Here is a 24,252-nt window from a genome sequence, read left to right as displayed (position 1 = left end):
CATTGGCCTGCTAAGTTGGGTTCTTTAAGGCTTGGCGAATGTTACATGCATGGTGGTTCCCTTACCACGCGTGCTGCTCACCTTGATTGATCCCTCTGCCGCATCGACGATGGCTTTGCAGATGGAGAGCCCAAGTCCGGTGCCGCCCGTCTCTCGGGAGCGGGAAGTGTCTTCCCGGTAGAAGCGCTCGAAGATATGCGGCAGCGCAGCTTCACTGATGCCCGCGCCATCGTCGCGGACCTGGAGATCCAGGCGCGACCCAACCATCGTCACGAGAACCTCCACGGAAGACTCTGGTCTAGAGTGCTGAATCGCATTGAGCACAAGGTTCGACACCAGTGTGTACGCATCTTCCGGCAGCAAGCGCGCCGCACTCAAAGGTTCCAGGTGTCGCTCAAGGATGACTCCACGAAGAGCAGCGACAGGCTCGAGATTTGAACAAACCTCAGATGCAATGCGTGTGAAATTAATCAGCTCCACTTTCTCTCGGTTGGTATCTTCCGATGCAGAAGCGAGCCGCAGCATTTGTGCAACAAGCTTCTCCACGCGAGTGCTGTCATCAAGCACGCCTAGCAGTCCTGATTGATATTCCTTGACAGTTCTTTCCCGCAGCATAAGCACCTGGACGGAAGACCGGACCACTGCGATCGCCGTCTTCAGTTCATGCGCCGCATCACCGAAGAATTTTTGCTCCCTGGCGAACGCATGCCGAAGACTCGCTACCATCGCCGTGAGAGCGCGAATCAGAGGCTGCAGTTCACCGATTTTCCTTGCGGAAGCAGGTGCTTCGAATCGCAACGTTCTGGGCGTGAGACCAGAAGCTACGACAGCAAGTTCGTTGAGTGGCTGTAGTTCTTTTCTCAAAAAGAGCGTTACCACGCCTGCAGTACAAACACCGGCCAACACAACTGCAACAAGATAAAAGCGGACGGCCTCGAAGATCTCGTGCCGCAGACGATTATCCGGCGAGCCATAGATAATGGTCACGGGACGCTTCAGCCCAACGCCCTGCGTTTCTGCACGGTCAATGACGCGTAACGCCTCTCGTTGGTAGACCCGGTAGGACGTACCGCCAGCGGTGAGATTGCGGTAACCGTCAGTTCGTCGGGCGATCAGGCTATTGGGAACTCCGGCAGAAGCGCCGAGTAAACGCCCATTCTGGTTGTACACGGCATATGCGTCGTCCTTCGGAATGTGCAACTCGGCCGAGTCCACAGTTACGTTGTCTTCGGGGTCTTCCGCATCCTGAATCGCTCCCAGAAGTGAGTCGGACCTTCCTTCGAGCTGCAGATCAAACGTATGTAACCTGGAGTTGCGCTCCTTCAAAAGTGCCGCGGCACCAAGAGCCAGGGTTGACAACATCTGCGTAACCAAGACGATGAGTACAGCTCGGCGTGCAAGCGAATGCGCCTTCATGAATTCCTCTCACGGCTGGGCCAACCGGTATCCTCGACCACGCAGCGTCTCGAGTACATCGTTGTCACCTGGAGCTGACCGCAGCTTCCTTCTCAGGTTCGACATATGCGCCTCGATCACGTTCGAGTGGTGTTCCCAAGTGAAGTCGTACAAGTGTTCCAGCAGCTCTCTTTTCGAAACAACGATGCGAGGTCGATGAATCAGATATTCAAGAATGCGGTATTCCGTAGGCGACAATTCTACTGGTTTGCCACCACGCAAGACGACGTGTTCCGAGGTATGCAATTCGACACTGCCGAACCGGAGTATCGGCTCACCAGTACCCTTGCTTCTACGGATCAGTGCACGGCAACGTGCAACCAGTTCTCCGAGATCAAACGGCTTTGTCATGTAGTCGTCGGCGCCAACATCAAGCAGCTTGATAACTCTGGCGATATCGCTGACTGCGGTCAGGATCATCACTGGAGTGATGTCGCGTGCAGAACGCAAACTCCTTAATACTTCTTCTCCGGTGAACTTCGGCAGCATCAGATCCAACACGATCAGATCGTAGCTGCCGGTACTGCAGTGTGTGAGGGCCTCCTCCCCATCGTGTACTACATCCACGGCGTAGCCCGATGCTTCTCGCAGGCCGCGTGCAATGTTTTCCGCAAGGCGGACTTCATCTTCTACCACTAGAACGCGCATAGAAGCGTCATCCTTTCAACTCATTTGCTTGTGAGGGGAAAGACTGCAAGAGTGTGCACATGAGTTGGATTTTCTGGTCTCTGCTGTCTGCATTGTTCGCCGCTGCTACGGCACTTCTCGCGAAGCTTGGCGTTTCCCATGTTGACCCTAACCTCGCGACGGCTGTGCGAACGACAGTCGTTGTTCTCTTCGCGTGGATGATCGCGCTCAGCTTCGGCGCACACCAGGGGCTGACAAACATTGACCGTCGAAGCTGGATCTATCTGGTCGCCTCCGGCGTCGCAACCGGTCTGTCGTGGATCTGCTACTTTCGCGCGCTCTCGGTTGGAGAAGCTTCGAAGGTTGCACCGATTGACAAGCTGAGCGTCGTGTTCGTGATCGCTCTTGCAGCCCCGATCCTTGGCGAGTCGATCACCGTCAAGAAAGTTCTTGGCAGTCTGTTGATTGCGGGCGGTGCAATCGTCCTTGCTTTCAGCTAGTCGTAAATGTCCGCTTGCATCCATAGGGCTATGCTGCAGAATGACATACCAACCTTCAGCGAACCTTAAGGCTGGGTTTCTAGTTTTGGATGTTAGCGTGCCCGAGACCCACTGCGCTTTTCTGAAGCAAACGCTGGCATCTAGTGCGCTGCCGAGTCTGGGAATACGCTCTTCCGCAGCCCAGATCGCAGCGACCAGCGGCGATACCACTGAGCGTGTCGCACCAGGCGATAGGAAGATGCATCTTCTGTGCGAGGGCACGGGCCTTCTTAACGTTCGCTTAAGCCTAGAGAATGAAACTAGGCTAACGCGTGATCTGGATCCAACAACCTTCGCCGGCTCGCCGGACCGGCTTCGCTTGGCACGGGGACGGGCCGGGTTGCCGGGTGATGCAGCGGAGCAGAAGAGAAGCAGCCACATCGAACCAGCGAAGCGCAGCTTCTCTGCTGCATGCGGCTGTTCTTGCCTCGTGCGCTCTGGTTGGAATACATTCCGCGCACGCGCAGCAGGCGGCGACTAGCCCAGAACAGCCCATCGTCACTCTGCACGAGCATGTGGAAGAAGTGGTGCTCTACTGCACGGTGACAGGTGCAGGTGGCACGCCGGTCGCTGACTTGCGGCGTGAGGACTTCTCGATTCTCGAAGACAGGAAATCTGTTCCACTGGCTTACTTCTCGCATGACGACGTTCCGATCTCACTGGCGCTTCTGCTGGATGGCTCCGGTTCGATGAAAGCCAAACGGGCAGCCGTGGCGACAGCCGCGCTGGACCTGATTCGCGCCTCCAACCCGGAGGACGAATCCTCTGTAACCAACTTCGCGGACAGCGCTTACCGCGACCAGGCGCTTACCACAGACGTCACAGCGCTACAGCATGCCTTGGAGCAGAACAAAAGCGTTTCCGGCGGCACCGCACTGTACGACACGGTGATCTCCAGCGCCGACGATCTGGCCGGCCACGCGCACCACAGCCGACAGGTGATGGTGGTGATCACAGATGGTCACGACAATGCGTCCGCGGCTGACCTCGCCGCCACCATTGGCAGGATTCAACGCGGCAACGGTCCGGAAATTTACACGATCGGTCTGCTCTACGACACTCCATCATCGGACGCGGGCCGAGCCAAGAAGGAGCTGCGTGCGCTTGCCGAACAAACGGGCGGCATGAGCTTTTTCCCGGCATCGCTTGCCGACGTGGACCGCGTGGCGTTAGAGGTCGCGAAAGACATTCGCAGCCAGTACACGCTTGCCTTTCACCCTATGGTCACCGGCACAGACGACCAGTACCACAGGATCACGGTCCGGGCGAAGAAGACAGGTGAAGCCGGTTTGCAGGTACGAACGCGCGCCGGCTTTGTACGTGCGCCATCGCGAGAGCAAGGTTCGGAGGACAAGCGTTGATCAAACTGGTGAGGCCTATATCTCGGATTGCTTCGGGGTTGTTGTTTGCGGGCGTGAGTGCGTGCAGCGTCGGCGCACAGCATGCCACCGTGCCCCTGCCCGCGGGTACGGCGCTGCGTGTGGCGTTGGACAGGCCGGTGCGGATCCATAAGGGGGCGGCGCTCACTGGACACCTGACGAAACCGGTCTACCTGATAGACCATCAGGTGGTACCGTCCGGGTCCCTTGTGACGGGATTGATCGTGGGGACACATTCAGGATCGCGATCGCTGCGTATTCGCAGGCTGCTGGCGGCGGACTTCACGCCGCCTCGGGTCCCGGACGTAACCTTTCGATCCATCACGGTCGCAGCACAGGGAGCAACGCCAGCGCAGACGATCACGGTCGAAGCGCCAGCTCTCCAGACCGACGCAGCCGTGCTTACACTTGGCAAGAAAAAGCAAAAGCGCAGCATCAAGGGTCAGATCTCGGACAGCGTGGAACAGGCAAAGTCGGGCGTGTCTGACGTGATCAAGCATCGTCGCTACAAGGAGATCGTGGAAAAGTGGGCGGTCGGGCAGTTGCCGTACCATCCAGAGATTCTCTGGAGCAACACGCGTTTCAATGCAGATTTGGCAAGCCCAACAGAAGTGGTGGATACGCCTCATCCTGAGCTGCCGCGGCAAGATCTGCATGGCCTATTGCCGGAAGGAACGCTACACGTACGGCTACTTTCCCCATTGAGCTCGGGCGTAGCAAAGCGCGGCGACAGCGTTGAGGCTGTAACAACTCAACCTCTGCTCTCGCCGGATGGCAAACAGGTAATGGCGCCTGAGGGTACGCCGCTCCACGGCACGGTGGTGCAGGTAAAGCGGGCTCGTCGGCTGGGCCGCAACGGCAGCCTGCGCTTTACTTTCAACCGCATCGACCTCACGCCTCAAAACGCAACAGCAGCACCGCCGTTGACGATCCATGGCCGGCTTTCCGCTGCGGAAACAGCGCCCGGCGCGAACGTGAGCATAGACGAGGAAGGCGAAACCAAAGCCAACGACACGCCTGCGAAATATGCAGAGCCGATCGTGCTTGGCGTGCTCGCCGCGGCAGCGGGATCAGATGAGCATCACCAAAGTGGAGGCGAGGAATGGCAGACTGCTGCTACCTCGTCGAACGGCATGGGTTTGATTGCACGTGTCGTGTCGCTTGCAACGCGGGACAGAAATGTGGTGCAGGGCTTCGCGTACTACGCTTTAGCAAAGTCGGTGTACTACCGGCTATTGGCAAGAGGGCACGAAACCGTCTTCGACCATGACACGGAGCTCGAGGTGACGCTTTCTGAACGTTAAGGTAAATATTCGATTCGCTCTCAATCGCTCTGCGAAGCAGCGCTGAAGACGTGCCCTGTTGTATCGCTTTTGATTCAGCGAATGCGCCTGGTTGATGCGGATACTTCTATCTCTCAAAGGCGTACGCCACGCACTCCGCCACGCTTGCCCATAGATTACAAACCGAAGCTTTGGTTCAGCTGACGCTCTGTCTAGAGCGGCCTCAGACGTGCTGCACTCCTGGATCATTGCTTCGGCGCATAACCGAAGTAGACCGTCATGCTCAAGCTACGGCCCGGTGTCAAGCCAAGGGAATCGTTCGCATTCGTGGTGAAAGTCGCGCCTTTAGTAGCCGGAGTAACGCCCGTCGTATTCCGCACGTCGAACAGGTTATTCAGACCGAAACGGAATTTCGTCCCATCTAGGTGCGAGCCGTGGCGCAAAGAGTAGTTCAGGAACAGGTTCGTCGTGCTAAATGGCAAAATGGGAACTACCTGCGTAAAGGTGCCACTGTCGTTCCACATCGGCCCGACACGCTTGTCGAAGATGCCGAAGTCCATGCCGCGCGATGAGTAGGTGAGTCCAAATGCCTCGGTGTTCGCCGGAGTATTCGCCAACCAGTGGTTGTAGCTTAGGTTTGCGGCGCCATTGACCGTAGAACTTACGTAGCGCGCCACACCATAAGTTCCGTTCGCATAGAGGTTCAGCCCGTGGAGCAGCGCGACGTTGGTCTCACCTTCGAAGCCTTGTGTCACCGAATCTCCCGAAGAAACGAACTGGGATGCACTCTGAATCGTGGGATCGGCGATTGCGGTATATGCATTGCCGAAGTGGACATGATAGTAGTCCGCGTCAAATGTGATCCGCCGCAGCTTCAGTACGGTACCGGTCTGCATCGTCAGTGCGAAGCTGGGTTTAGGAAGGACGCTCACCTGTCCCGACTGATCGAAGACGCTGGACGGGGGAATGATCGATCCTGTTGCGATCTGGCCATAGATGGACCAGTTATCCCGAATGCGGTAATTAGCATCGCCCGACGGCAGGTACGAGTTGTAAGCGCCGGAGCTGTAGCGGACAGTAAAGGGCACCTTTGTTACAGGATCCACGCTGCCGATGGTTTTGCCATTATCCGCAAACTGCTGCAAATCCTGCGTGTAGCGGGCATATTTAAATCCCCCGGTAAGTGTCAAACGCGTGTTCGGATGCCACTCATACTCTGCGAAGGGCTGGTAGGAATTTGTGTTGAACTTCTCATGAAAGTTAGGAAGGGCGGAGTCGTTGCCGGTGAGCGGATCCTGCGGGATTTGGAAGCGATCAGTCTTCGCCCATTCGTACCACATACCTGTACGGAAAATGCCGAATCGGGACACCTGACTCGCGGTCGTGACCTCTCCGTATTTGCGATAACTGTTAAGTTTGTCCGTGCCGCAGGCATAAATACCTTTGAACTGAACGCTGCAAGCGGCAGCGTTGATCGTTCCAGTCTGCGTGTTGGTATAGTTTTGATGATTGTTGTAGGAGTAGGTGTATGGCTTCGTATCCAGATACCATCCGTGACCTAGATCCGTCTTGTAGCCCACGTATTCAAAGTCGGTAGGCACCACATAAAAGTTGTAACGGTAATACGAAGCCGAAGTCGGATTGTTGTTCAGCAGGTAGTTGTAGCCGAGGGTGGCTATTTGGCTGCGCAGCGGCCCCTTGAAGTTGGGCGTGTTGGTGGTCAGTCGCAGCACGCCTGCAAAGCCGCTCAGCACGCGCGTATCAGAGATCTTGTACTCAAACTTCAATGATCCGGCGTTGCGCTCCTGCCGGTTGAAGGTCTGAAAACCGTCCGAGGTAAGCCGGTGCACGTCCGCGACCAGGTTCATCTTGCGTCCAGGACCAAACTTCCCGGCATTGAGCGAACCATCGATCAGCAGCGTATTGAAGGAACCGTAGGAGACCCCGCCGCGAAGTTCGAAATGATTGATAAGTGGCTTGGAAAGAAGATTGATTGAACCACCGAAGGGCGTGGGTCCGATCGTCGAGGCTGAGCCGGGGCTTCGATCAAAATCAACACCACCCAGCCATTGCGAGGGAAAGAACGCCCAAGAATGGTGCGTGGGAGAGTTGGTATCTTCGAACGGGATTCCGTCAAAAGTGATGTCGTAATTCCCATCCGGAAAGCCTCGGAAGTAACTCTTCGCATCGCCCAGGCCGATACCGTTCGCGTTTACGTTGAACGTGCCTGGTGCAAGCTGCGTCGTCTCGCTGTAGTCAGCAACCGGGGAAAGATAGTTCTCCACGAAGTGGTTTGAGATCTCGGTGCGTGCTGATCGCGTGTCAAGCCGTGTATCGAGCGGAGCTTGCTGCGCCGCCAAGGAGTTCGAAGCGTCGGCCTCCACGACGACCTGCTCCGAAACCGTGCTGACGTTCAGCGGAATCGCGATCTCGCTTGGTTGATCTGCAGCGACGGTGATGAGTCGCTGCGTTGTAGCGAAGCCAGGTGCATCGACGTCCAACTCGTACTCGCCGGGCGGCAAGGCAAAGACAAACCTCCCCGCATCGTCAGTAGTCGTGCTTTGCGGCTTGTGATTCGAAGTGGTGTGAACTGCTACCCGCGCATGCGCGATCGTCGAACCTTTCACATCCGTGACACTGCCTGCGAGCGTTGTTCCTGTTTGCGCCGACAAAACGGCGGGCACCAGCGTCGCTATGACGCAGAGCGAGAAAAGATGCATAGGTGGGGCTCCAAGATCTATCGATACCTTCGCACCAAAGGTCACCACCGAAAGTGAACGCATCATGACGTTGCAAAGAAATTAGTAGGCTCGCTGAACAAGATCTGATAAATCGAGCCATTTCTGGAGAAATCTTAAGGTTGGCTTAAGTGGCCATCTGTTGCTTCTATCGCGTATGCGTCTCGATCGGAACTAGCATCTCGGCGCGAGCTGTACGCCAGTACCGCCACAGGTTGCTCTTGCCGGCCCCTGAAGTGAACACAGATCACTGCTTCAGAGCAGGGCTCGCCGCGGTGGCTCGACCCCGGTGACGTTTTCCATTGCAGTGTCATCAACTTCGTACTATCGTCTGCACTCACCATTCAGCTCTTACACAAAGGTCTCGAAATGACTCCAGCTAAACTCGGTAAGTTCATTCTCACTTTCGTTCTCATAGGCGGTGCCATCATGTCCTTCGTCTTGGACTGGAGTAGGAACCATCTCCTCAACCCTCTTTGGCATCCTCACGCTCGTTATCATTCCGCAATCCTGCTCTTCGTCTTCGCCGGTGAAGCCGGCGTTGGAACGTGGCTGCTGTGGCGAAAGTCAAAAGAACCTGCCGTGGCTTTCGCCGCCGCGAGTTTGCTTTCGCTCTCCTATTGGACACCGTTCTTCTACGTGCCATTCTTCCTGCCGATGTCCTCTTACTGGGCGGGAATTCCTGGGAATGAACCACGTCTTGGTGGACACATCATCTATCCCAACCTTGTTGTAGTAGCGCTTTTCGCACTGCTTTCGGTAGCCGGATGGGCGCTGGGTAACAGCATGTACGTCGCTCACGATCCGATGCCAGCAGCAGTAGCGGATGGTTCATCCGGGTGCTAGGCTTCATGAATGCTATGCGCACTCAAAATCCAAAGCTTCGAAACGGCAGGCGGCGAGCTCTCGTACGGATTGCAGATCACCGCGAAACACGCGGTGGGTGGCGCCGGCGGTCTGCTTGCCGATGAAGATACCTATGCAACTCCGGCTGACCTGATCCATGCACTGCAACGCATCGGCGTGTCAGACAAAATTATCGCGAACGCGATGGCGGCGTTGCAGGACGAAAGCATACGCGATCGCTGGGTACCCATCGGCACGGAAGAGCAAATCCCCTTCGACACGCTCACCGCCCATGGTTTCTACATGGAAGAGCGCGATTAACCGAAGAGCGCGATGGAGCGCGCGTGCCGTCTTGTGATCCTTTTGTCAGAGCGTTGCGCCTAATGCTCCAAGCGCTCACGCAATGAATCGAAGAGCGATCCAGCCATCACCAAAGCTGTTCATTGCCGGGTTGCCCGAAAAATAGCTTTAGCCACCTGCTAAAGCGTGAAGCTTGCGGGCCGGTAGCCCAGCTGGAAGGGATTGCCCGCATGACCGGCGATCAGAAACCAGCCAGTCGCGCCAATGTGCAGACTGGGGCCGTAGGTGTAGCCAAAGCCGGTGTCGAGCACGCTGGAGGCCGCGACCAATCCCAGTCCGGCGGGAATCGTTTTTCCGTTAACGGTCTGTCCCGCACCCAGAATTTTCTGACCGTGCACGCAGTCGTTCAACAGACGCAAGGTGCGCTGAACGTCATTCGCGAGCCGCGCAAATGCTCCTCCTAGATCGCCATTCAACACGCGCGCAATCAACGCGGCGGCGGTGTGCGATGTGCCCTCAAACCAGACCGCGTGCGGGTCCGCGCTGGTCGTGGTCAGGCTGGCCGTGTCAAAGGTCAAACCGTGTACCTGCTTCTGTTTTGTCAGGCTGGTGCCGCTCGCCGGTGGTGTGTCGGTCACAGACAAATTATCGATGGCCCAGTCAATGGTTTTCTTGTGCCCTGGCAGATCAATGCCGCTGTGCAGCAGCGCCATGTAGGACCAGGTCTGGCAGTCCTCCGGGATGGGCGTTGTTGCAATCGTCACGCCATCGCTGGTGGTGCCAGTGTAGAAGTACGGACCGGCCTCGTTGTAAACCTTGCGCAGGAACTGAAGCGCGTGGTTCGCCAACGACTTCCATGTGCTGCCGTTCACCGCTTTCTCATTCGAGAGCGTGGACAGCATGGTGAAGAAGGCGAACGTGTCGATGTTGTGTTCCGTGCTCTTGCCGTTGGTCGACGGCACCGACATGTTCTGCGGGTTGATGTTGGTGCCGAAGGAGTAGCCGCCCGCGCCTGTATCGCTGTACGCATTGGTCACGATCCAGTTCGCCACCTTCACAGCACCCATCAGGTACTGGTGATCGCCCGTGCGCTTGAAAAGCTGCGCCAGCGCCATGCCCGCCCACGCCTGGTCACCCACCGCGCTGGTGTAAAAGTAAAACGGATACGCGGCTGGAGTAATAAATGCGCCGCTGCCATCCGGGTTTGCCACGTTTACGAAGTACGCCTGCGCGAAGCGGCCATCGGCCACCGGGAAGTTATTTGCCTGCGCATACAACAGGCCTCTGCCCAGCGTCTCAGCGCGCGGCAGGTTGTCAGGATCTTCGCTGGCAAGATACGCATGGATCAGCACGGCGTTGTCATAGGTAAAGGCCGTCGCGCCCAGAGCCTGATCGCTGTAGCTCTGCGCCAATCGCACCGTCAGACCGGTCGCGTAGGCGTCCATCATCAGGTTGGTAAAGACAAAGGCGTTGTTCAGCGAATCCGGCAGATTCTCGGTATCTTTCAGCAAACCGGTCGGCAGACTTTGCGCCCCAGCGGAACGGGCGCCGGCCGGCGTAAACGAAACGCCTGCCAACAGGGCGGCAGAACTTCCAAGACCAAAGAAGCGACGACGTGACAGCGTTGGGAACATGTTGGGGAACCTTCCTGAAGCGAAGCCAACATACCGGTCCGGCTATGGGGAGTGCAACAGAGTGGCGCAGCGTGGCAACGTGGATAAGAGGCGCAGAGCAGCGCAGGAGCCAAAAACGCAGAAACGCCGGGATTACGTCCCCCGGCTTTGTCTGCTCGCAAGCTTTCGAAGGCCAGCAGAAGCCTCGACGGTGCACCAATCAGGCCGAGAGCGGTGTCCGTCAATAAGAACTGTTCCGTCCAGTGCGCTACCGCACACCCCCGGATTCACGCTGAACAGAACCGGCTGCTTTGAAAATAAGTGGTGGCCAGAGACGGGATCGAACCGCCGACGCCGGCCTTTTCAGGGCCGCGCTCTACCACTGAGCTATCTGGCCATGGTCTTTCACGAAAGGTGAATCCCACAGGGGCACGCGCCGGGCGGCGCTGCCGGTCTCCGCTCCAGCAGGAACAGCGACTGGAGTAGTATACCGAAACTTGCGGCCGATGACGGCGTACTCTGAAGGCACCCATACAGAGCTGCCATTGAAACGGAACGACCTCATGCCTCGCCATTGTTTTGCCCTGCTGCGCCGCCTGGTCATGGCAGCCGCTTTTGTCTCTGCCGGATGCAGTGCCGTCGTCGCGCCGTCGCAATCCAGAATGTCGCCGCTCGCGCGCGAGGCGCAGGTTGCCGAACGCCTGGAGGCAGCGCGCAACTCGCCCCCGGCATTGCGCGCCATGCTGACCGCGTTTCCGAAAGGCGGCGACCTGCACATGCACCTGTTCGGCGCGGTATATGCGGAAACATTCCTGCGCGAGGCGGCGGAGGACAATCTCTGCGCCGACCCGGTCAAACTGCTCCTTCTGCCCAACATCGGAACGACGAAGTCGATCCCACCGAAGCCGGTGTGCGCCGAAGGCACGGTGCCCGTTGCGAATTCATTCACGAACCAGAAACTTTACGATGGCCTAATCGATAGCTTCAGCATGCGCGCGTTCGTTCCCAGTGCAGGCGTCAGCGGTCATGACCAGTTCTTTGCCACCTTTGCGCGCTTTGGCGGCGTCAACAAACAACACCTGCCCGAGTGGCTGGACGAGGTCGCCACCCGCGCCGCCGCGCAGAATGAGCAGTACCTCGAAGTCATGCACACGCCAGACGTAGCTCCGATTGCAAAGCTTGCGAGCGGAGCGTCGCTCGATCCGGCGAACCCCGAGCCGTTCTATCAATACTTGCTGGCACACGGCATCCGCACGCTGGCGCAGCAAGCCACTGAGGAGATGCAGGCAGCCATGGTTGCGCGCCGCGCGCGCGAGCAGTGCGAAACACCGCAGCCGCAGCCCGCGTGCAAGGTTCAGATCCACGTGCTCTACCAGGTGCTGCGTGCACTGCCGCTGCCCACCGTGTTTGCACAGAGCGTTGCGGCCTTTGAAATGGGCACCGCCGAGGCCAACGATCCGAACTACGTCGGCCTGAACTACGTGCAGCCTGAGGACACGTTCGCCAGCATGAGCCAGTACTCGGCGGAGATGCATCTGTTGCAATTTCTGCAGTCGAAGTACAAAGATAAGTCACAGCACGCGCGCCTGACCCTGCACGCCGGCGAACTCACGCTCGGCCTGGTGCCGCCTGAGGGTCTGCGCTTCCACATTCGTGAAGCTGTGGAGGTCGCCGGCGCCGAGCGCATCGGCCACGGCGATGACATTGCCTACGAAACCGATGCAGCCGCATTGCTGCACGAGATGGCCGCAAAGCACATCTCGGTCGAGATCAACCTGAGTTCCAATGACGGCATTCTAGGTGTGCGCGGCGCGGACCATCCATTGGCTCTGTACCGCGCGGCCGGTGTTCCATTCCACCTCTCGACCGACGATGAGGGCGTCTCGCGCATCGACCTCACCAACGAATACGTGCGCGCCGTAACCGATCAGCACCTGGACTATCGCGCGCTGAAGCAATCGGCCCGTGCCTCGCTGGAGCACAGCTTCCTGCACGGCGAAAGCTTGTGGTCCGCGCCCGACGCTTTCACCACCGCCCGCAGCGGCTGTGCCTTGCCGTTGCGCGGCCGCGACACTCCAGGCGCGACGTGCAAAACCCTCTTCCAGACGAGCGAAAAAGCAAGACACCAATGGGAGCTCGAGCGCCGCTTGGCTGCGTTTGAAGAAGCCGCGCTTGCAAAGTGACCGCTGCTCCATTAACTTTGCCTCCACTCCAGCATTTCTGAGATCTCTATGAAGCGTGCGCTTGCCGTCCTCGGCCAGATGGTCCTGTTCTTTCTCACCGCACTTGCAGGCATGCTCTGGCGTCCCTTCCGCGTAACGCACGTGATCGCACAACAGGGCTACACGCGCCGCCAGTACGAGTTTGACTGGCTGTTGTGCGACGGCATTCTTCTTCTCGTTCTGCTGCTTATCGGCATCATCACACGCCGCATCCGCACCAGTTGGATCAGCACGGCTGTCGCCTTCGCCCTGACGGTTCTGGTCATCGTGCTCTTCACGAAAATCGGCTACAAGGACGCGGACCTGCTTTACGGACAATAGAGGGAATCTCCAGGCAAGAGCAACCCACTTCGCCGCCGCTCTCTCCTATGTTCTGTAATTTCTGTTTATACTGAAATTACAAACAGGAGCGAACCATGGAGCTTTCCGATGCAGCCCGCGAGTTCATCCTGCACTGGGGTGAGATGGGCGCCCGCTGGGGCGTGAACCGTTCCGTCGCCCAGGTGCACGCGCTTCTTTACCTTTCGGCCGAACCGCTCACGGCAGAGACGATTGCCGAACAACTCTCTGTCGCGCGCTCCAACGTGAGCACCAGCCTGCGCGAACTGCAGAACTGGAGCCTGGTGCAGGTTTCCCACCAGATGGGCGACCGCCGCGATTTCTTCTCCACCTCGCACGACATCTGGCAACTTTTTCTTACCGTTATCGAGCAGCGTGTCGAGCGGGAGATCGAGCCCACCATCGCCGCCCTCGGCAGGCTCGCCGCCGAACGGCCCACCGGTCGTGAGGCACGCGGCCGCGGCGCCTCAGAGCGCGTCGTGACCGAGCGGATCAAGGCCATGCACGATTTTCTGCAGGAAATGCACGACTGGTACCGGCAGATGAGCAAGCTGCCGGCCGGCACACTCCGCGGCCTCATCGGCATCGGCGCCGGCATCACGCGCTGGCTGCCCGCACGCACGCGCAAGGGGGAAGCATGACGACCGCACCGACCGACATTGCAACCATACAGAATGCGCCCACCGCTGACCTCTTTGAACCAGCGCCGTTGCCAGCAACGCAACCGATTGACCTGGAGCAGTACTACAGCGAAGCAGGCCCCGACTACGCCGCGTGGAGCAGCGAATTCAACATGCACTTCGGCTTTTACCGCCGCGGCATGAATCCGCTCGACCGCGAAAGCATGCTGGAGCAGATGAACCGCGAAGTGCTCGCCGCGTTACAGGTGGACCACCTCGCCGCGCCGCGCGTGCTGGACCTGGGTTGCGGCCTGGGTGCCACGCTGCGCAGCTTCGCTCGGCAACTGCCTTACGCCCGCCTGCTCGGCATCACACGTGTGCCCTGGCAGGTGGAGCAGGCAAATCAGCGCAGCGCCGCCGCAGGCCTCAGCAGCCGCGTCCACGTCGTCCAGGGTGAGTATCAGGACACCATTCTGCCGCGCGGCAGCTACGACGCCGTGTATGCGCTTGAAAGCAGTTGCCACGCGCACGGCGACGACAAGCGCGCGCTACTCACTGAAGCCTACCGCCTGTTGCGTCCCGGCGGCAGGCTCGTGGTTGCTGACGGCTTTCTAATGCGCCCACTCAAGGCAGGCCTGCAGCAGCGCATCTATCGCAAGCTGTGTCAGTGCTGGATCATTGAGGACCTCGCGCGGCTCGACCGCTTCCACGCGCAACTCGAAAAGCTCGGCTTCACCAACGTCGCCGTAACGAACCTACAGTGGCGCGTAGCGCCCTCCGTTGCGCATGTGCCGTGGGTCACGCTGAAGTTTCTGCTCAGCGATGTCCTGTTCAGCCGCAAGCGCATGACGCGCGCCCGCTGGAACAACGTGCTCGCGCCGCTGCTGATGCCCTGGATCAGTGCACCGCTCGGCCCCATGTGCTACCAGATGATCACCGCAACCAAGCCGGCACAGCGACGCTAACGGCGCTCGTAGATTTGGTAGCTCGCTGTGTGCTGGGTTGTCGTTGCCAGATGCGTGCGCTCAAGCCGATAGTTTGCCGCCAGCCATGCTCCGAACTCAGGCCAGCGCCCCAGCTTGGTGAACTGCCGGTCATCCTGATTCGGCCAGTTGTGCGCTGTCAAGACGATGACACGTGGCGGGTTTGCCGCCATCTCGCGCAGGAACCGCTGCTGATATTCAACCAGCACCGGCGATGCCGATTGTGGATATGGGAAGAGCATGTAATCGTTCACAAATCCCGTGGTTTGCACCAGGCGCAAATCGTACTCCGCGCCGATACACCCTCCCAAGGTCATGTCCATGCATTGAATGTGGCCGCTCAGCGCGTGGCCGCCTAGCGATTTCAGGTCGGCAATCAGCGCCTGCTGCGTGCCATAGGGGTAGGTCGCTTTCTCATGGTTGTGCCAAAACTTCCACGGCATGCGGAAAGCGCACAGCAGCACAAAGAGCACGGCCGCGAGTTGTACATCACGGCCCCGCAAACCCTGCACCGGCCAGAGCTTCGCCAACGCGCGATACGCCAGCACGAAGCCAAGTACCGCTGCACACACCAGAAACGGATATACATGGTACGGGTAGCTCTTGCGCTGCGCAAAGTACGTCAGCAATCCGCAGACTGTGCCGATTGCCAGCAACGCCTCGCGGCAACGTAGCCAACCGCGCATGCGGACAAACATGTAGATCACCAAAACCAGCGCCGCGCGAGCGGGGGACAACAATGCGGAAAACAGCATGCGGTACCACTTCGCGCGTCCCAGCACGCCATACCACGCGCCCAGCGTTCTTTCCGTGTGCAGGAACGCGGAAAAGGCGCCAGGCCAATGCGCGAAATACAGTACGACCGCCAGCACCGGCGGAACCACGCCCAGTGCCGACCACAACAGCACCCCACGCCACTGCGGACGCAATTGCCTTAGAACAAACACGAGCAGCGCCAACGGCAGCAGAACCTCGAACGGCTTGATCGTGCAGCACCACCCGGTCAGCGCTAGGCAGCCAAACATCCAGCGTGGTTCGCGGCGCTCGATCGCCTCTGCCGCGCACGCGATTGCAAGCAGCCACAATGCCGCGATCAGCCACTCGCGCTCTGCAAAGTCAAAGGCAGCATCGTTCAGGTGAATCGTCCAGGTAAACAGCACGCCGGCCATGCCCATCAGGCGACGACCTCGTCCCGCAATCCAGGCGCCCCCCGCCAGGGCAAGCAGGCCCATCGTGGTGTCCCAGCGCCAAAGGCCCGCTGCGTTCCCGCCAAGCACATGCATGCCGAACCATTCGCTCATCAGCGCGCCCGGCAGGTTCATCTCCACCATGCCCGTGTACGGCGCACGGCCCGAACCGATCATAAACACGACATAGTGCATAATCGCCGCATCATGCACCACCGGCCAGGTGCGCGCGAACAACACCAGTCGCAGTGTGAAGTAGGCGAGTGGCACCAATGATGCCCACAGGAGCCATACGGCGTAGCGCATACGGAAAGGTGTTTGGGCGTCGGGTGCGCCGTCCAGAAATCTTCCAGGCAGCGCCGAGGTTTCGCCGTGGTTCACCTCGGCGACGGGTCGCTCAGCGTGCATGCAGCGCGGCCTTCTCAAATCGCAGCATCGCCTCTTCGTCCCAGCGATGGTCGTTGCTCCGCCAGCCGTTCCGTCCATCATCCATAAAGTTGGGAAAGTTCGACCTGCAATAGCTTTCGCGCAGGTCAAAATCGATCAGCACCTGCGGCACGCCGTCCAGCCGCAGCGCCGCACGCAGGCCATCCGCGGACCACTCCACCGTAACCAGTCGCTCACGGTCGCCGCTCTCCTGCGACCGCATGGCGTCCGTGTTGTACACCAGCATGGCGTCCATCACGGTCACGTCAAAGTCGTCTTCCACGGTGGCGCGCTCCCCATCGCAGGCGTAGCAGTAGCCCGCAGCGCCTTCATCTTCAAACACCAAGCGCCACGGCAGCTCGCGCGCGGGCGAGTAGCTGACCAGCTTCGCCGCGCCAACGCGAAAATCAAGTGCATCCATGCGTTCAGGGTAAAGCAGGCGCAGGCCCATGCTCACGTCCGCAGGCGAAGTCCATTCACCGCAACGCGTAAACTTGTGTGCAGCCTTTCCTGATGAGTTTCCGCTTCCACTTCAAACGTCCGCAACAACTGGCTGCACTGGTGCTGCTTCTGTTCCTGGGCGCAGCGCTATTCATCATTAGCCGGGCGCCGCTGACCGACAGCGACTACCGCTATGCGCTCTGCGGCCGTGAAATGTGGGAAAAGCCATCGCCCGCCCTCGGCTACTTCACCACCTGCGGCAACATGCAGGGCGACGGCACTGCCGCCTATCGCGCCGCCGCGCTGCCCGTCACCCTCTACGTGCAGGCGCTGCGCTTTCAGGACTGGCGCGAGCGCCGCGCCGACGCAGCCCGGCCCGCAAACGAACGCACCTACACGCCCAATTCCACGGAAGGCTCCGTTTACGACCTCCGGCACCAGATCTTCGGCCTGCAGTATCTTCTGCGCATTCCGTTCGCGCTCGCCGCCATGGGTCTGGGCGGGAGCCTGTGGTGGGTGTGCCGCCGGCAATTCGGCAACGTCGCCGGCTTCTTTGCCCTGTGTGTTTACTGCGTCTTTCCGCCCGTGCTGGCTGCGGCGACTACTCCCAACAACGACATACTCGCCGCATGGGGCCTGTTCGCCACGATCTATACCGCCCTCGGCATCGCGCATGCTATGTATGGTCCGGCGCGCAAATGGCGGCCGCGCATCGTGCTGTTCACTGTCGCTCTGGGCGTCACGATGACCGCGCACGTCCTCGCCGCCGTCGTCGGCCTGTTCTTCTCAGCGCTGTACATGCTCTACGTGGCGGAGCGCCGCCGTACGCTGGTGCTTCCACTGCTGATCGGCTCGGCCTTGGGCGCGCTGTTCATCGTCTTTGCCAGCTACGCCTTCCGCCTGGGCCCGTTCTTCTACGTTTTCACCGCGGGGGCCGCGCGCTTCACAGTTCAGGCGGAGGCGGCGCGCCGGTTCCTCTCCGACTTCCGCACCCTGCCCCTCACCGTCACGCTGGCGCTGTGCCTGGTGCTCTACGCCGCGGTACGCCGCTCCCGCTATTTCGGAAACACCGCACCACTGCTCGTTGCCCTGGCGCTGTTGCCGCTGCAAACCACGCAGTTGCTCACCTTTCCGCTGCTTTGGGCAATTCCCTTCCTGCTTACGTTTGTGGCCGGCGTCTTTGCCGACGCGCTGGAAACACGGCAGCGCCGCCTGTATCTGCTGCTGGGCGGCACCGTCGTGGTCACTCAGGCGCTTCTCGCTGTCAGTGTGGCGCCCCGCCTGCACCAGTAATCGACCGTGCGCACCCAGCGGGATGCCTGTAGCCCTGCAGATACGCCGTTTTCTCGCCGCTTGCATCCAATGCACACACCTATGCACTTTGCGTTTGTACGACTTGTTCTGCCAGCCCTCCTCCTGACCCTGCCGCTCACCGGTTGCAAGCGCGCCAAACACCTTGCCGCACAGGCAACCGGCTCCGTCGGAGTGACCCAGCCCACCTACACCGATGCCATTCAGCAAGCCATCAGCAGCGGCCACATGGACGCGCTGAAGTGGCCCGACTACTCCGACCTGCAGCCGGCGGTCAACAGCTTCTATGACGACCGCGAGTTCACCCTGGCCTGGAGCAAGGACGGCAAGCCAACCAGTCAGGCCAGCGCTCTGATGCAGGCTTTTAGCAACGCCCGCCAGCGCGGCCTCGATCCTGAGGACTACGACGCCAGCCGCTGGCAGGGCCGGGTTGCCGCGCTTTCCACCGACGACGGCAAGGTCGCCTTTGACACGGCCATGACGGTGAACGCCGCGCGCTTCCTGAACGCGATTCACATGGGCCGCACCGATCCCAAATATTTTGCCTTTGGCATCGACTCCAGTTCCAAGCAGCTCGATCTGCCCAACGTACTGGGCGACCAGATTGCCTCCGCCGATGACGTCGACAAGGCACTGACCGACCTGGAGCCGCAGTCCGCGCAGTACAAGGCGCTCAGGGAACAGTTGCCGCACTACCTGGACCTGGCCGCGCAGGACCACACCAGCCCGCTTCCCGACCCCGGCACCAAATCCGTCGCGCTTACACACGGCTACGCAGACTTGCCGGCACTGCAGCAAAAGCTGCAGCTCTTCGGCGATCTGCAGGGCGACACCGGTACGGGAACGACTCCGCAGCCGGAAAATACGGCTGCTTCCACTTCTGCCCCGCAGACCGACACGGCGGCCCCGCAGGCCGACGCGGCGGCCCCGCCTGCCAGCACTGATCTCGCCACCCTGACCGATGCGCTCAAGCACTTTCAGCATCGCCACGGTCTCACCGAAGACGGCAAGCTCTCACACGACACGGTCGCCGCGCTGAACATACCCATGTCTACGCGCGTCAACGAAATCGACGACGCCATGGAGCGCTGGCGCTGGCTGCCCGACCCGTACCAGAAGCCCGCAATCCTGGTAAACCTGCCCGAGTTCGTCCTGCGCACCTTTGACGGCGACACCCAGCAGTTCAACATGCGGGTTGTCGTGGGCCAGAGCAAAGAAGACGAGCACCACACGCCCATGATCGCGCAGCAAATGAAGTACCTGGTTTTTCGGCCCTTTTGGAACATCCCGCCATCGATCGCAAAAAAAGAGATCGTGCCGCACATGGCGGCGAACGCGGGCTACCTGGAATCGCACAATTACGAAACCGTGAACGGCAAGGGTGAAGCGCAGCCCGCCTCTGTCGCCGCCGTCGAGCACAGCACCGTCATGGTGCGTGAAAAGCCCGGCCCCAGGAACTCTCTCGGGCTGGTCAAATTCATGTTCCCGAACCCGTTCAACGTCTACCTGCACGACACCAACGCGCATTATCTCTTCCAGCGCACCCGCCGCGATTACTCCCACGGCTGCGTCCGCGTGCAGGACCCACCCAAGCTCGCCGAGTGGCTGCTGCGCGACAACAGTAAGTGGGACGCCGACACCATTCAGCAGACGATGAACGACGACACCGTCATTAACAAAACCGTCTCGCTCGGCGGCAAGTCAGTCCCCGTCCTGCTCTTCTACGGCACCGCCTATTTCGACAACGGCGAAATGCACTTCTTTAAAGACCTGTACAACTACGACGACGACCTCGAAAAAGAGCTGCAACACGGCTACCCGTTCCAGCACAAACCCGCCCGCACCCGCGCCGAAGCCTCCGTCTAGCACTGCAAACCCGGTGGAACTGCACTTCGAGCATGTCTGTACTGATGTCGAACGACTGTGCCCCACCTTCGCCGCGCTTTTGCGGCTAAGGTGGGTTCGCGGCACTCGGTTCATTTCACAAAGGACAAGCCCTGGTGAGGTTCGGGCACGGCCCTGTATGCCTGCTTAAGATGTCGCCCTAGCTACCCGAGGGCGCGATACCGAAGGTAATGCTGATCGTCGCCCCGGCCTTCATATTTGTGCGACAAACGCGACATTTGCCTCAAAGCTGCAAGTATTCCTTCTCGGAACAAATTTTGATCCTTCGGAGATGCAAAGGAACTGCTGTCCTTGGCGCATCCAAACTGGTATGGCCGAAACCACACTCGATCCGAAAACCACCGCTGTCGTCCTCATCGACCTGCAGCACGGCATTTTGCAGCGGCAGCTCGCGCCATACAATCGCGAACAGATAGTTGAGGCCGCGAACCGCCTCACCGACGCGGCCCGCGCCGTCGGCGCGAGCATCATCTATGTCCAGGTCAGCCTGGGCGAAGCACCCGACGTACCTGTGGACCGGCCCACCTCACGGCCGCAGCAGACAGTCCCGCCGCAGATGCTGGAACTCGTGCCCGAACTCCACCGTCTCCCCGAAGACCACGTCCTGCTCAAACGTCAGCGCGGAGCCTTTTACGGCACCGACTTGGAACAAACCTTGCGTCGCCGCGGCATCCAAACCATCATCATCGGCGGCGTCTCCACCAATATCGGTGTCGAGTCCACCGCCCGCGAAGCCCACGATCGTCGCTACGCCCTGGTTTTCGCACAGGATGCCATGAGCAGCTCCAGCCCTGAGCTTCACCAGTTCGCTGTGGACAACATTTTCCCCATGTTCGGCCAGGTCCGCACCGTCAACGACATCGTTCTCGCCTTGCAACGCTGATGAGCCCTAGCTCCGAAAAGCCAAGCGACCGACGCCATACACATCAAGCGCCCGGAAGGGCACAGCTTCAGCTGTGCCATAAAATCGTCATGACTCCTGCAAGAAAACTCAATCTACTCACGGGTAAATCGACTCCAGCACGCGCGGCAAGGTCTGCTGCACGAATTCCCGCGAGTTCGCATTGCGGAAGAAGTGTGGCGCCTTCTCATCCAGCACCAGGTGCGCCAGGCCGTGCAGCATGGACAGGCTTGCAAGCAGGTCGGCCGCGTCCTCAAAGCGTTCCACCGTCAACATTTCTTTGCCACGATATGCAGCCGTCGCTCGCGTGACTCGCGTCGCCTGCCGGTCGGCACTCACCTTGTATCGCGGGTCGGTACGATCCACCAGGTCCTTGCGAAGCATGAGCCGGTAGTGCCCGGGATATTCCATCGCAAACCGGACAAATGCGAGCGCCACCGCACGCATGTCCTCGGCGGCGTCATCGGCTTGACCCGCAGCTTCCAGATGTTCATTCAGGCGATCAAACGCCAGAATCGCCACTTCCGTCAGCAAGCCCCGGGCACTGCCGAAATGGTGGGCAGGCGCAGCCGGGGAGACGCCCGCCCGCTTCGCCGCCGCGCGCAGAGAAAACTCCTCAATGCCGCTCTCTGAGATGATCTCGTCCGCAGCCTGGATCAGGGCGGCGCGCAGATCACCGTGGTGGTACGTGGGTCGCTTTTCCGGCATGGTTTTGAGCAGAGTGAACAGTGTTCAGATTTATCTAGACATCGTTCAGATAGACGCGTAGGGTGTCCCTGAGTGCACTCAACACTATCACGCAGGGAGTTTGTTCACATGAAAACATGGTTTATTACTGGAGCCTCGCGCGGCATGGGTCGCGTGTGGGCCGAAGCCGCGCTGCGACGGGGCGACCGCGTCACCATCACTGCCCGCAGCGTGGAGAGCGTCCGCAGTCTCGCCGAGCAGTTCGGCGAGGCCGCGTTCGTACTCGCGCTTGACGTCACTAAGCCCGACCAGGTGCGCGATGCTGTCGCACAGGCTCACGAACACTTCGGAAGGCTCGACGTTGTCCTGAATAACGTCGGTTACCCACTGGTGGGGACCGTCGAAGAGGTGAGCGAGGACGACGTGCGCGCTGTTTTCGACGCCAATTACCTGGGCACACTGCGCGTGATCCAGGCTGCCCTGCCCTTCTTGCGGCAGCAGGGCAGCGGCCACATACTGGGCGTATCCAGCACGCTGGGCCACGTGGCAATGCCCGTGATCGGCATGTATTGCGCGACGAAGTGGGCCTTTGAGGCGCTGCACGAGAGCCTGGCGGCAGAGGTCCAGTCCTTCGGCATCAAGGTCTCGATCATCGAGCCCGGCGCCTATGCGACCGAGTTCGGCAAGCCCGGAACGGCCGGAATGGCCGCTCCGATGGAAGCGTATGCCGGTATCCGCAACGCGGTCTTCTCCGGCATGGGAACAATGGAGCGCGGCGATCCGCAGGCCACCGCCGAAGCTGTGCTGAAGCTGGTTGATGCGGATGATCCACCGCTTCGCCTGATACTGGGCAGCCATGGCCTGCCCCAGCTACGAGCGACGTATGCCTCTCGACTTGAGACCTGGGAAGCCTGGAAATCTGTGGCCAACCAGGCTCAGGGCGTTTCCACCACCATGGCCACACGCTGAACGAGAGCGGGTCGATACAGAGGCGGATCAATCTGTAGAAAGAAACGGGCAGAGCCATCGGCTCTGCCCGTTCTTCTAAACGTTAGCGCTTACGCCCGGTGACGGCGCCCGCGTCCGCGGCCGTGGCGTCCAGAACTGGCCAGCATTTGGCGTCCGCCAAACTGCCATCCGCGCACCGGTCCCACGTCAACGTGGACAAAATGGCTGATCGGGTAGTAACCCACCCCGCCCATGCCCAGGCTTAGCGCCGCATCGCGCAACGCCCGCGTACTGACGCCTGGGATCCGGATGTCGATGGCCTTTGAAAGCATGTGCTGCGAGTGCTCCGCCACGCCGGTTTCCGCGCTCCGCGTGCGCAGGAAATTGTTCGACCACGGCGTACGGTAACCGCAAACAATATCGATCGTCGCGTTAGGCCGGCCAAGCCGGACCAGCAAATTGTGCAGCAGATCGAATTCAAGCGGGTCGTAATGGGCAAGATCGTTGGTGCGATGATCACGCAGGAAGTGGTTCAGCATGTCGACACCATCCTGCAGGTACTGACCGTTCTGCTTGTACGCGACGTCGATCGATTCGCCGGTGTGCAGGTGGTGCAGCCGCAGGCGCATGGTTTGCATCAGGCTCGCCGGCCGGTGTGGCGGGAACGGGGCCGGTGTAGACGGAACGGAGTCGGCTTTCAACCCAGTGCCGATCAGGGCGGCGAAGGCGAGCGCAGCGAACGCGCGGGTCAGGCGGGGCAGGTTTTGCTTAAGGGTCAAACAAGAGCTCCAGATCGAGTGAGTGGCGCCGTGTGAAAGGCGGTTTGCAATGACCATTGCCGAACCGCATTGCCAGACTAAGGAGACTCTACCGGAATCCTGAATACAACCCAATACCCTAAAGGGGGCATCTAGTGCGCCACCTGTGGTCAAACTGCGCCAGGGTCGCGCCAGAGATTCACCTTTTCTTCAAGGTATGGAACACCCCGCGCACCTCTCACAGCATCACTTTACTGGTCGGGCAACGCGGTCATGCCGCATTGGGCACAGGCCGCGAATGGAGGAAACATGAACCTAAAACATGCAATGCTTTCGTCTGCACTATTGGTCTCAATGGCCGCGCCGGCAGTACCGGCCATGGCACAGGATACGTATCAACACCACGGCATCGGCACTGGAAGAGGCGCTCTGATCGGTGGCGCAGGTGGCGCGGGTATCGGCGCTTTGGCCGGTGGCGGCAAGGGTGCTCTGATCGGTGGCGCGTTGGGCGCCGGTGGCGGCGCTCTGGTCGGTCATCACAACGCGTCGGTACATCACCGGCACTATCGCGAGCGCCACGGGTACTATTCGCACCGTAACTCTCGACGCTATTAGGCTGCGATCTCGCGACTCGTGGAAGCATTCCACCGCGGAAACGGCCTGCGCCAGCAGGCCGTTTCATTGCATGCAGAACTCTGTTCCTGGACCGCGGTTCGGGCTCACATCTAAGTGCGTACTTACACG

Annotated in this window: 22 protein-coding genes and 1 tRNA gene; 14 read left to right on the top strand and 9 right to left on the bottom strand. The window is 59.8% G+C overall.

What is annotated here, in order from left to right; all coding sequences use genetic code 11:
- Nucleotides 1-24 precede the first annotated feature (24 nt).
- Both ACOFKT_RS18030 and ACOFKT_RS18025 read right to left on the bottom strand, forming a co-directional pair.
- Nucleotides 25-1,416, bottom strand: coding sequence for a sensor histidine kinase (locus tag ACOFKT_RS18030; RefSeq protein WP_419805373.1), 1,392 nt, complete (start codon nucleotides 1,414-1,416; stop codon nucleotides 25-27).
- 9 nt (nucleotides 1,417-1,425) lie between these two features.
- Nucleotides 1,426-2,103, bottom strand: coding sequence for a response regulator transcription factor (locus ACOFKT_RS18025; protein WP_419805372.1), 678 nt, complete (start codon nucleotides 2,101-2,103; stop codon nucleotides 1,426-1,428).
- Between the two features lie 59 nt (nucleotides 2,104-2,162).
- On the opposite strand from ACOFKT_RS18025, the gene ACOFKT_RS18020 reads away from it, so the two are divergent.
- From ACOFKT_RS18020 to ACOFKT_RS18010, 3 genes are all read left to right on the top strand, one after another.
- Entirely contained in the window at nucleotides 2,163-2,582 is a 420-nt protein-coding gene (locus ACOFKT_RS18020; RefSeq protein ID WP_419805371.1) for an EamA family transporter, read from the top strand.
- Nucleotides 2,583-2,971: 389 nt separating this feature from the next.
- Nucleotides 2,972-3,982, top strand: a complete 1,011-nt coding sequence (locus ACOFKT_RS18015) for a VWA domain-containing protein (RefSeq protein WP_419807190.1) — start codon at nucleotides 2,972-2,974, stop codon at nucleotides 3,980-3,982.
- Nucleotides 3,979-5,304, top strand: a complete 1,326-nt coding sequence (locus ACOFKT_RS18010; protein WP_419805370.1) for a hypothetical protein — start codon at nucleotides 3,979-3,981, stop codon at nucleotides 5,302-5,304. Before ACOFKT_RS18015 ends, ACOFKT_RS18010 begins: the two co-directional genes overlap by 4 nt.
- Before the next feature lie 224 nt (nucleotides 5,305-5,528).
- Here ACOFKT_RS18010 and ACOFKT_RS18005 read toward each other — a convergent pair whose 3' ends face one another.
- Nucleotides 5,529-8,003 carry a TonB-dependent receptor gene (locus ACOFKT_RS18005; RefSeq protein ID WP_419805369.1) on the bottom strand — a complete coding sequence of 825 codons (2,475 nt, stop codon included), beginning with the start codon at nucleotides 8,001-8,003 and terminating at the stop codon, nucleotides 5,529-5,531.
- A 387-nt stretch (nucleotides 8,004-8,390) separates the two neighbouring features.
- Here ACOFKT_RS18005 and ACOFKT_RS18000 point away from each other — a divergent pair, with 387 nt between their 5' ends.
- The gene (locus ACOFKT_RS18000; protein WP_419805368.1) at nucleotides 8,391-8,867 is read left to right on the top strand and encodes a DUF6640 family protein; all 477 of its coding nucleotides are present in this window, start codon (nucleotides 8,391-8,393) and stop codon (nucleotides 8,865-8,867) included.
- 9 nt (nucleotides 8,868-8,876) lie between these two features.
- Nucleotides 8,877-9,188 (top strand): hypothetical protein, encoded by a 312-nt coding sequence (locus ACOFKT_RS17995; RefSeq protein ID WP_419805367.1) that lies wholly within the window; start codon nucleotides 8,877-8,879, stop codon nucleotides 9,186-9,188.
- A 158-nt stretch (nucleotides 9,189-9,346) separates the two neighbouring features.
- On the opposite strand, the gene ACOFKT_RS17990 is transcribed toward ACOFKT_RS17995, so the two are convergent.
- Nucleotides 9,347-10,801 carry a hypothetical protein gene (locus ACOFKT_RS17990; RefSeq protein ID WP_419805366.1) on the bottom strand — a complete coding sequence of 485 codons (1,455 nt, stop codon included), beginning with the start codon at nucleotides 10,799-10,801 and terminating at the stop codon, nucleotides 9,347-9,349.
- Between the two features lie 301 nt (nucleotides 10,802-11,102).
- A tRNA-Phe gene (locus tag ACOFKT_RS17985) sits at nucleotides 11,103-11,177 on the bottom strand.
- Nucleotides 11,178-11,343: 166 nt separating this feature from the next.
- Between ACOFKT_RS17985 and ACOFKT_RS17980 the strand changes: the two genes are divergently transcribed.
- The 4 genes from ACOFKT_RS17980 (at nucleotide 11,344) to ACOFKT_RS17965 (ending at nucleotide 14,926) form a co-directional block, all read left to right on the top strand.
- Nucleotides 11,344-12,963 (top strand): adenosine deaminase family protein, encoded by a 1,620-nt coding sequence (locus ACOFKT_RS17980; protein ID WP_419805365.1) that lies wholly within the window; start codon nucleotides 11,344-11,346, stop codon nucleotides 12,961-12,963.
- A 48-nt stretch (nucleotides 12,964-13,011) separates the two neighbouring features.
- Nucleotides 13,012-13,323, top strand: coding sequence for a hypothetical protein (locus ACOFKT_RS17975; RefSeq protein WP_419805364.1), 312 nt, complete (start codon nucleotides 13,012-13,014; stop codon nucleotides 13,321-13,323).
- Between the two features lie 95 nt (nucleotides 13,324-13,418).
- The gene (locus tag ACOFKT_RS17970) at nucleotides 13,419-13,982 is read left to right on the top strand and encodes a GbsR/MarR family transcriptional regulator (protein WP_419805363.1); all 564 of its coding nucleotides are present in this window, start codon (nucleotides 13,419-13,421) and stop codon (nucleotides 13,980-13,982) included.
- The gene (locus tag ACOFKT_RS17965) at nucleotides 13,979-14,926 is read left to right on the top strand and encodes an SAM-dependent methyltransferase (RefSeq protein ID WP_419805362.1); all 948 of its coding nucleotides are present in this window, start codon (nucleotides 13,979-13,981) and stop codon (nucleotides 14,924-14,926) included. The genes ACOFKT_RS17970 and ACOFKT_RS17965 overlap by 4 nt, the downstream gene beginning before the upstream one ends.
- Here the strand turns inward: ACOFKT_RS17965 and ACOFKT_RS17960 are convergent.
- Together ACOFKT_RS17960 and ACOFKT_RS17955 are read right to left on the bottom strand one after the other, a co-directional pair.
- The gene (locus ACOFKT_RS17960) at nucleotides 14,923-16,539 is read right to left on the bottom strand and encodes a hypothetical protein (protein WP_419805361.1); all 1,617 of its coding nucleotides are present in this window, start codon (nucleotides 16,537-16,539) and stop codon (nucleotides 14,923-14,925) included. The genes ACOFKT_RS17965 and ACOFKT_RS17960 overlap by 4 nt on opposite strands.
- Complete coding sequence (locus ACOFKT_RS17955; RefSeq protein WP_419805360.1) at nucleotides 16,529-16,978, bottom strand: DUF2251 domain-containing protein; 450 nt, start codon at nucleotides 16,976-16,978, stop codon at nucleotides 16,529-16,531. Before ACOFKT_RS17955 ends, ACOFKT_RS17960 begins: the two co-directional genes overlap by 11 nt.
- A 92-nt stretch (nucleotides 16,979-17,070) precedes the next feature.
- Here ACOFKT_RS17955 and ACOFKT_RS17950 point away from each other — a divergent pair, with 92 nt between their 5' ends.
- The 3 genes from ACOFKT_RS17950 to ACOFKT_RS17940 all read left to right on the top strand — a co-directional run bounded on the left by ACOFKT_RS17950 (nucleotide 17,071) and on the right by ACOFKT_RS17940 (nucleotide 21,097).
- Nucleotides 17,071-18,291 (top strand): hypothetical protein, encoded by a 1,221-nt coding sequence (locus tag ACOFKT_RS17950; protein WP_419805359.1) that lies wholly within the window; start codon nucleotides 17,071-17,073, stop codon nucleotides 18,289-18,291.
- 81 nt (nucleotides 18,292-18,372) lie between these two features.
- Nucleotides 18,373-20,175 (top strand): L,D-transpeptidase family protein, encoded by a 1,803-nt coding sequence (locus tag ACOFKT_RS17945; protein ID WP_419805358.1) that lies wholly within the window; start codon nucleotides 18,373-18,375, stop codon nucleotides 20,173-20,175.
- Between the two features lie 349 nt (nucleotides 20,176-20,524).
- The gene (locus ACOFKT_RS17940; RefSeq protein ID WP_419805357.1) at nucleotides 20,525-21,097 is read left to right on the top strand and encodes an isochorismatase family protein; all 573 of its coding nucleotides are present in this window, start codon (nucleotides 20,525-20,527) and stop codon (nucleotides 21,095-21,097) included.
- Between the two features lie 117 nt (nucleotides 21,098-21,214).
- Here ACOFKT_RS17940 and ACOFKT_RS17935 read toward each other — a convergent pair whose 3' ends face one another.
- Nucleotides 21,215-21,823 carry a TetR/AcrR family transcriptional regulator gene (locus tag ACOFKT_RS17935; protein ID WP_419805356.1) on the bottom strand — a complete coding sequence of 203 codons (609 nt, stop codon included), beginning with the start codon at nucleotides 21,821-21,823 and terminating at the stop codon, nucleotides 21,215-21,217.
- 108 nt (nucleotides 21,824-21,931) lie between these two features.
- Here ACOFKT_RS17935 and ACOFKT_RS17930 point away from each other — a divergent pair, with 108 nt between their 5' ends.
- A complete protein-coding gene (locus ACOFKT_RS17930) occupies nucleotides 21,932-22,771 on the top strand; it encodes an SDR family NAD(P)-dependent oxidoreductase (protein ID WP_419805355.1) in 840 nt (279 codons plus the stop codon).
- Nucleotides 22,772-22,860: 89 nt separating this feature from the next.
- Here ACOFKT_RS17930 and ACOFKT_RS17925 read toward each other — a convergent pair whose 3' ends face one another.
- Nucleotides 22,861-23,529, bottom strand: a complete 669-nt coding sequence (locus ACOFKT_RS17925) for a DUF882 domain-containing protein (protein ID WP_419805354.1) — start codon at nucleotides 23,527-23,529, stop codon at nucleotides 22,861-22,863.
- Nucleotides 23,530-23,817: 288 nt separating this feature from the next.
- Here ACOFKT_RS17925 and ACOFKT_RS17920 point away from each other — a divergent pair, with 288 nt between their 5' ends.
- A complete protein-coding gene (locus tag ACOFKT_RS17920; protein WP_419805353.1) occupies nucleotides 23,818-24,123 on the top strand; it encodes a hypothetical protein in 306 nt (101 codons plus the stop codon).
- Nucleotides 24,124-24,252: the final 129 nt, after the last annotated feature.

This window comes from Terriglobus sp. (assembly GCF_965201105.1).
In the GTDB taxonomy this organism is placed as follows: Bacteria; Acidobacteriota; Terriglobia; order Terriglobales; family Acidobacteriaceae; genus Terriglobus.
The sequence above is the reverse complement of the archived record's forward strand: the minus strand, read 5'-3'. Positions and strand labels throughout refer to the sequence as shown.

Excerpts from the sequence above, each read along its gene's own strand:
- ACOFKT_RS17960 (WP_419805361.1), bottom strand. The coding sequence starts at position 16,539 with ATGCACGCTGAGCGACCCGTCGCCGAGGTGAACCACGGCGAAACCTCG.
- ACOFKT_RS17955 (WP_419805360.1), bottom strand. The coding sequence starts at position 16,978 with ATGGATGCACTTGATTTTCGCGTTGGCGCGGCGAAGCTGGTCAGCTAC.
- ACOFKT_RS17945 (WP_419805358.1), top strand. The coding sequence starts at position 18,373 with ATGCACTTTGCGTTTGTACGACTTGTTCTGCCAGCCCTCCTCCTGACC.
- ACOFKT_RS18020 (WP_419805371.1), top strand. The coding sequence starts at position 2,163 with ATGAGTTGGATTTTCTGGTCTCTGCTGTCTGCATTGTTCGCCGCTGCT.
- ACOFKT_RS17940 (WP_419805357.1), top strand. The coding sequence starts at position 20,525 with ATGGCCGAAACCACACTCGATCCGAAAACCACCGCTGTCGTCCTCATC.
- ACOFKT_RS18005 (WP_419805369.1), bottom strand. The coding sequence starts at position 8,003 with ATGCATCTTTTCTCGCTCTGCGTCATAGCGACGCTGGTGCCCGCCGTT.
- ACOFKT_RS17950 (WP_419805359.1), top strand. The coding sequence starts at position 17,071 with ATGAGTTTCCGCTTCCACTTCAAACGTCCGCAACAACTGGCTGCACTG.
- ACOFKT_RS18015 (WP_419807190.1), top strand. The coding sequence starts at position 2,972 with ATGCAGCGGAGCAGAAGAGAAGCAGCCACATCGAACCAGCGAAGCGCA.
- ACOFKT_RS18025 (WP_419805372.1), bottom strand. The coding sequence starts at position 2,103 with ATGCGCGTTCTAGTGGTAGAAGATGAAGTCCGCCTTGCGGAAAACATT.
- ACOFKT_RS17975 (WP_419805364.1), top strand. The coding sequence starts at position 13,012 with ATGAAGCGTGCGCTTGCCGTCCTCGGCCAGATGGTCCTGTTCTTTCTC.
- ACOFKT_RS17935 (WP_419805356.1), bottom strand. The coding sequence starts at position 21,823 with ATGCCGGAAAAGCGACCCACGTACCACCACGGTGATCTGCGCGCCGCC.
- ACOFKT_RS17995 (WP_419805367.1), top strand. The coding sequence starts at position 8,877 with ATGCTATGCGCACTCAAAATCCAAAGCTTCGAAACGGCAGGCGGCGAG.
- ACOFKT_RS17990 (WP_419805366.1), bottom strand. The coding sequence starts at position 10,801 with ATGTTCCCAACGCTGTCACGTCGTCGCTTCTTTGGTCTTGGAAGTTCT.
- ACOFKT_RS17965 (WP_419805362.1), top strand. The coding sequence starts at position 13,979 with ATGACGACCGCACCGACCGACATTGCAACCATACAGAATGCGCCCACC.
- ACOFKT_RS17920 (WP_419805353.1), top strand. The coding sequence starts at position 23,818 with ATGAACCTAAAACATGCAATGCTTTCGTCTGCACTATTGGTCTCAATG.
- ACOFKT_RS18000 (WP_419805368.1), top strand. The coding sequence starts at position 8,391 with ATGACTCCAGCTAAACTCGGTAAGTTCATTCTCACTTTCGTTCTCATA.
- ACOFKT_RS18030 (WP_419805373.1), bottom strand. The coding sequence starts at position 1,416 with ATGAAGGCGCATTCGCTTGCACGCCGAGCTGTACTCATCGTCTTGGTT.
- ACOFKT_RS17970 (WP_419805363.1), top strand. The coding sequence starts at position 13,419 with ATGGAGCTTTCCGATGCAGCCCGCGAGTTCATCCTGCACTGGGGTGAG.
- ACOFKT_RS17930 (WP_419805355.1), top strand. The coding sequence starts at position 21,932 with ATGAAAACATGGTTTATTACTGGAGCCTCGCGCGGCATGGGTCGCGTG.
- ACOFKT_RS17980 (WP_419805365.1), top strand. The coding sequence starts at position 11,344 with ATGCCTCGCCATTGTTTTGCCCTGCTGCGCCGCCTGGTCATGGCAGCC.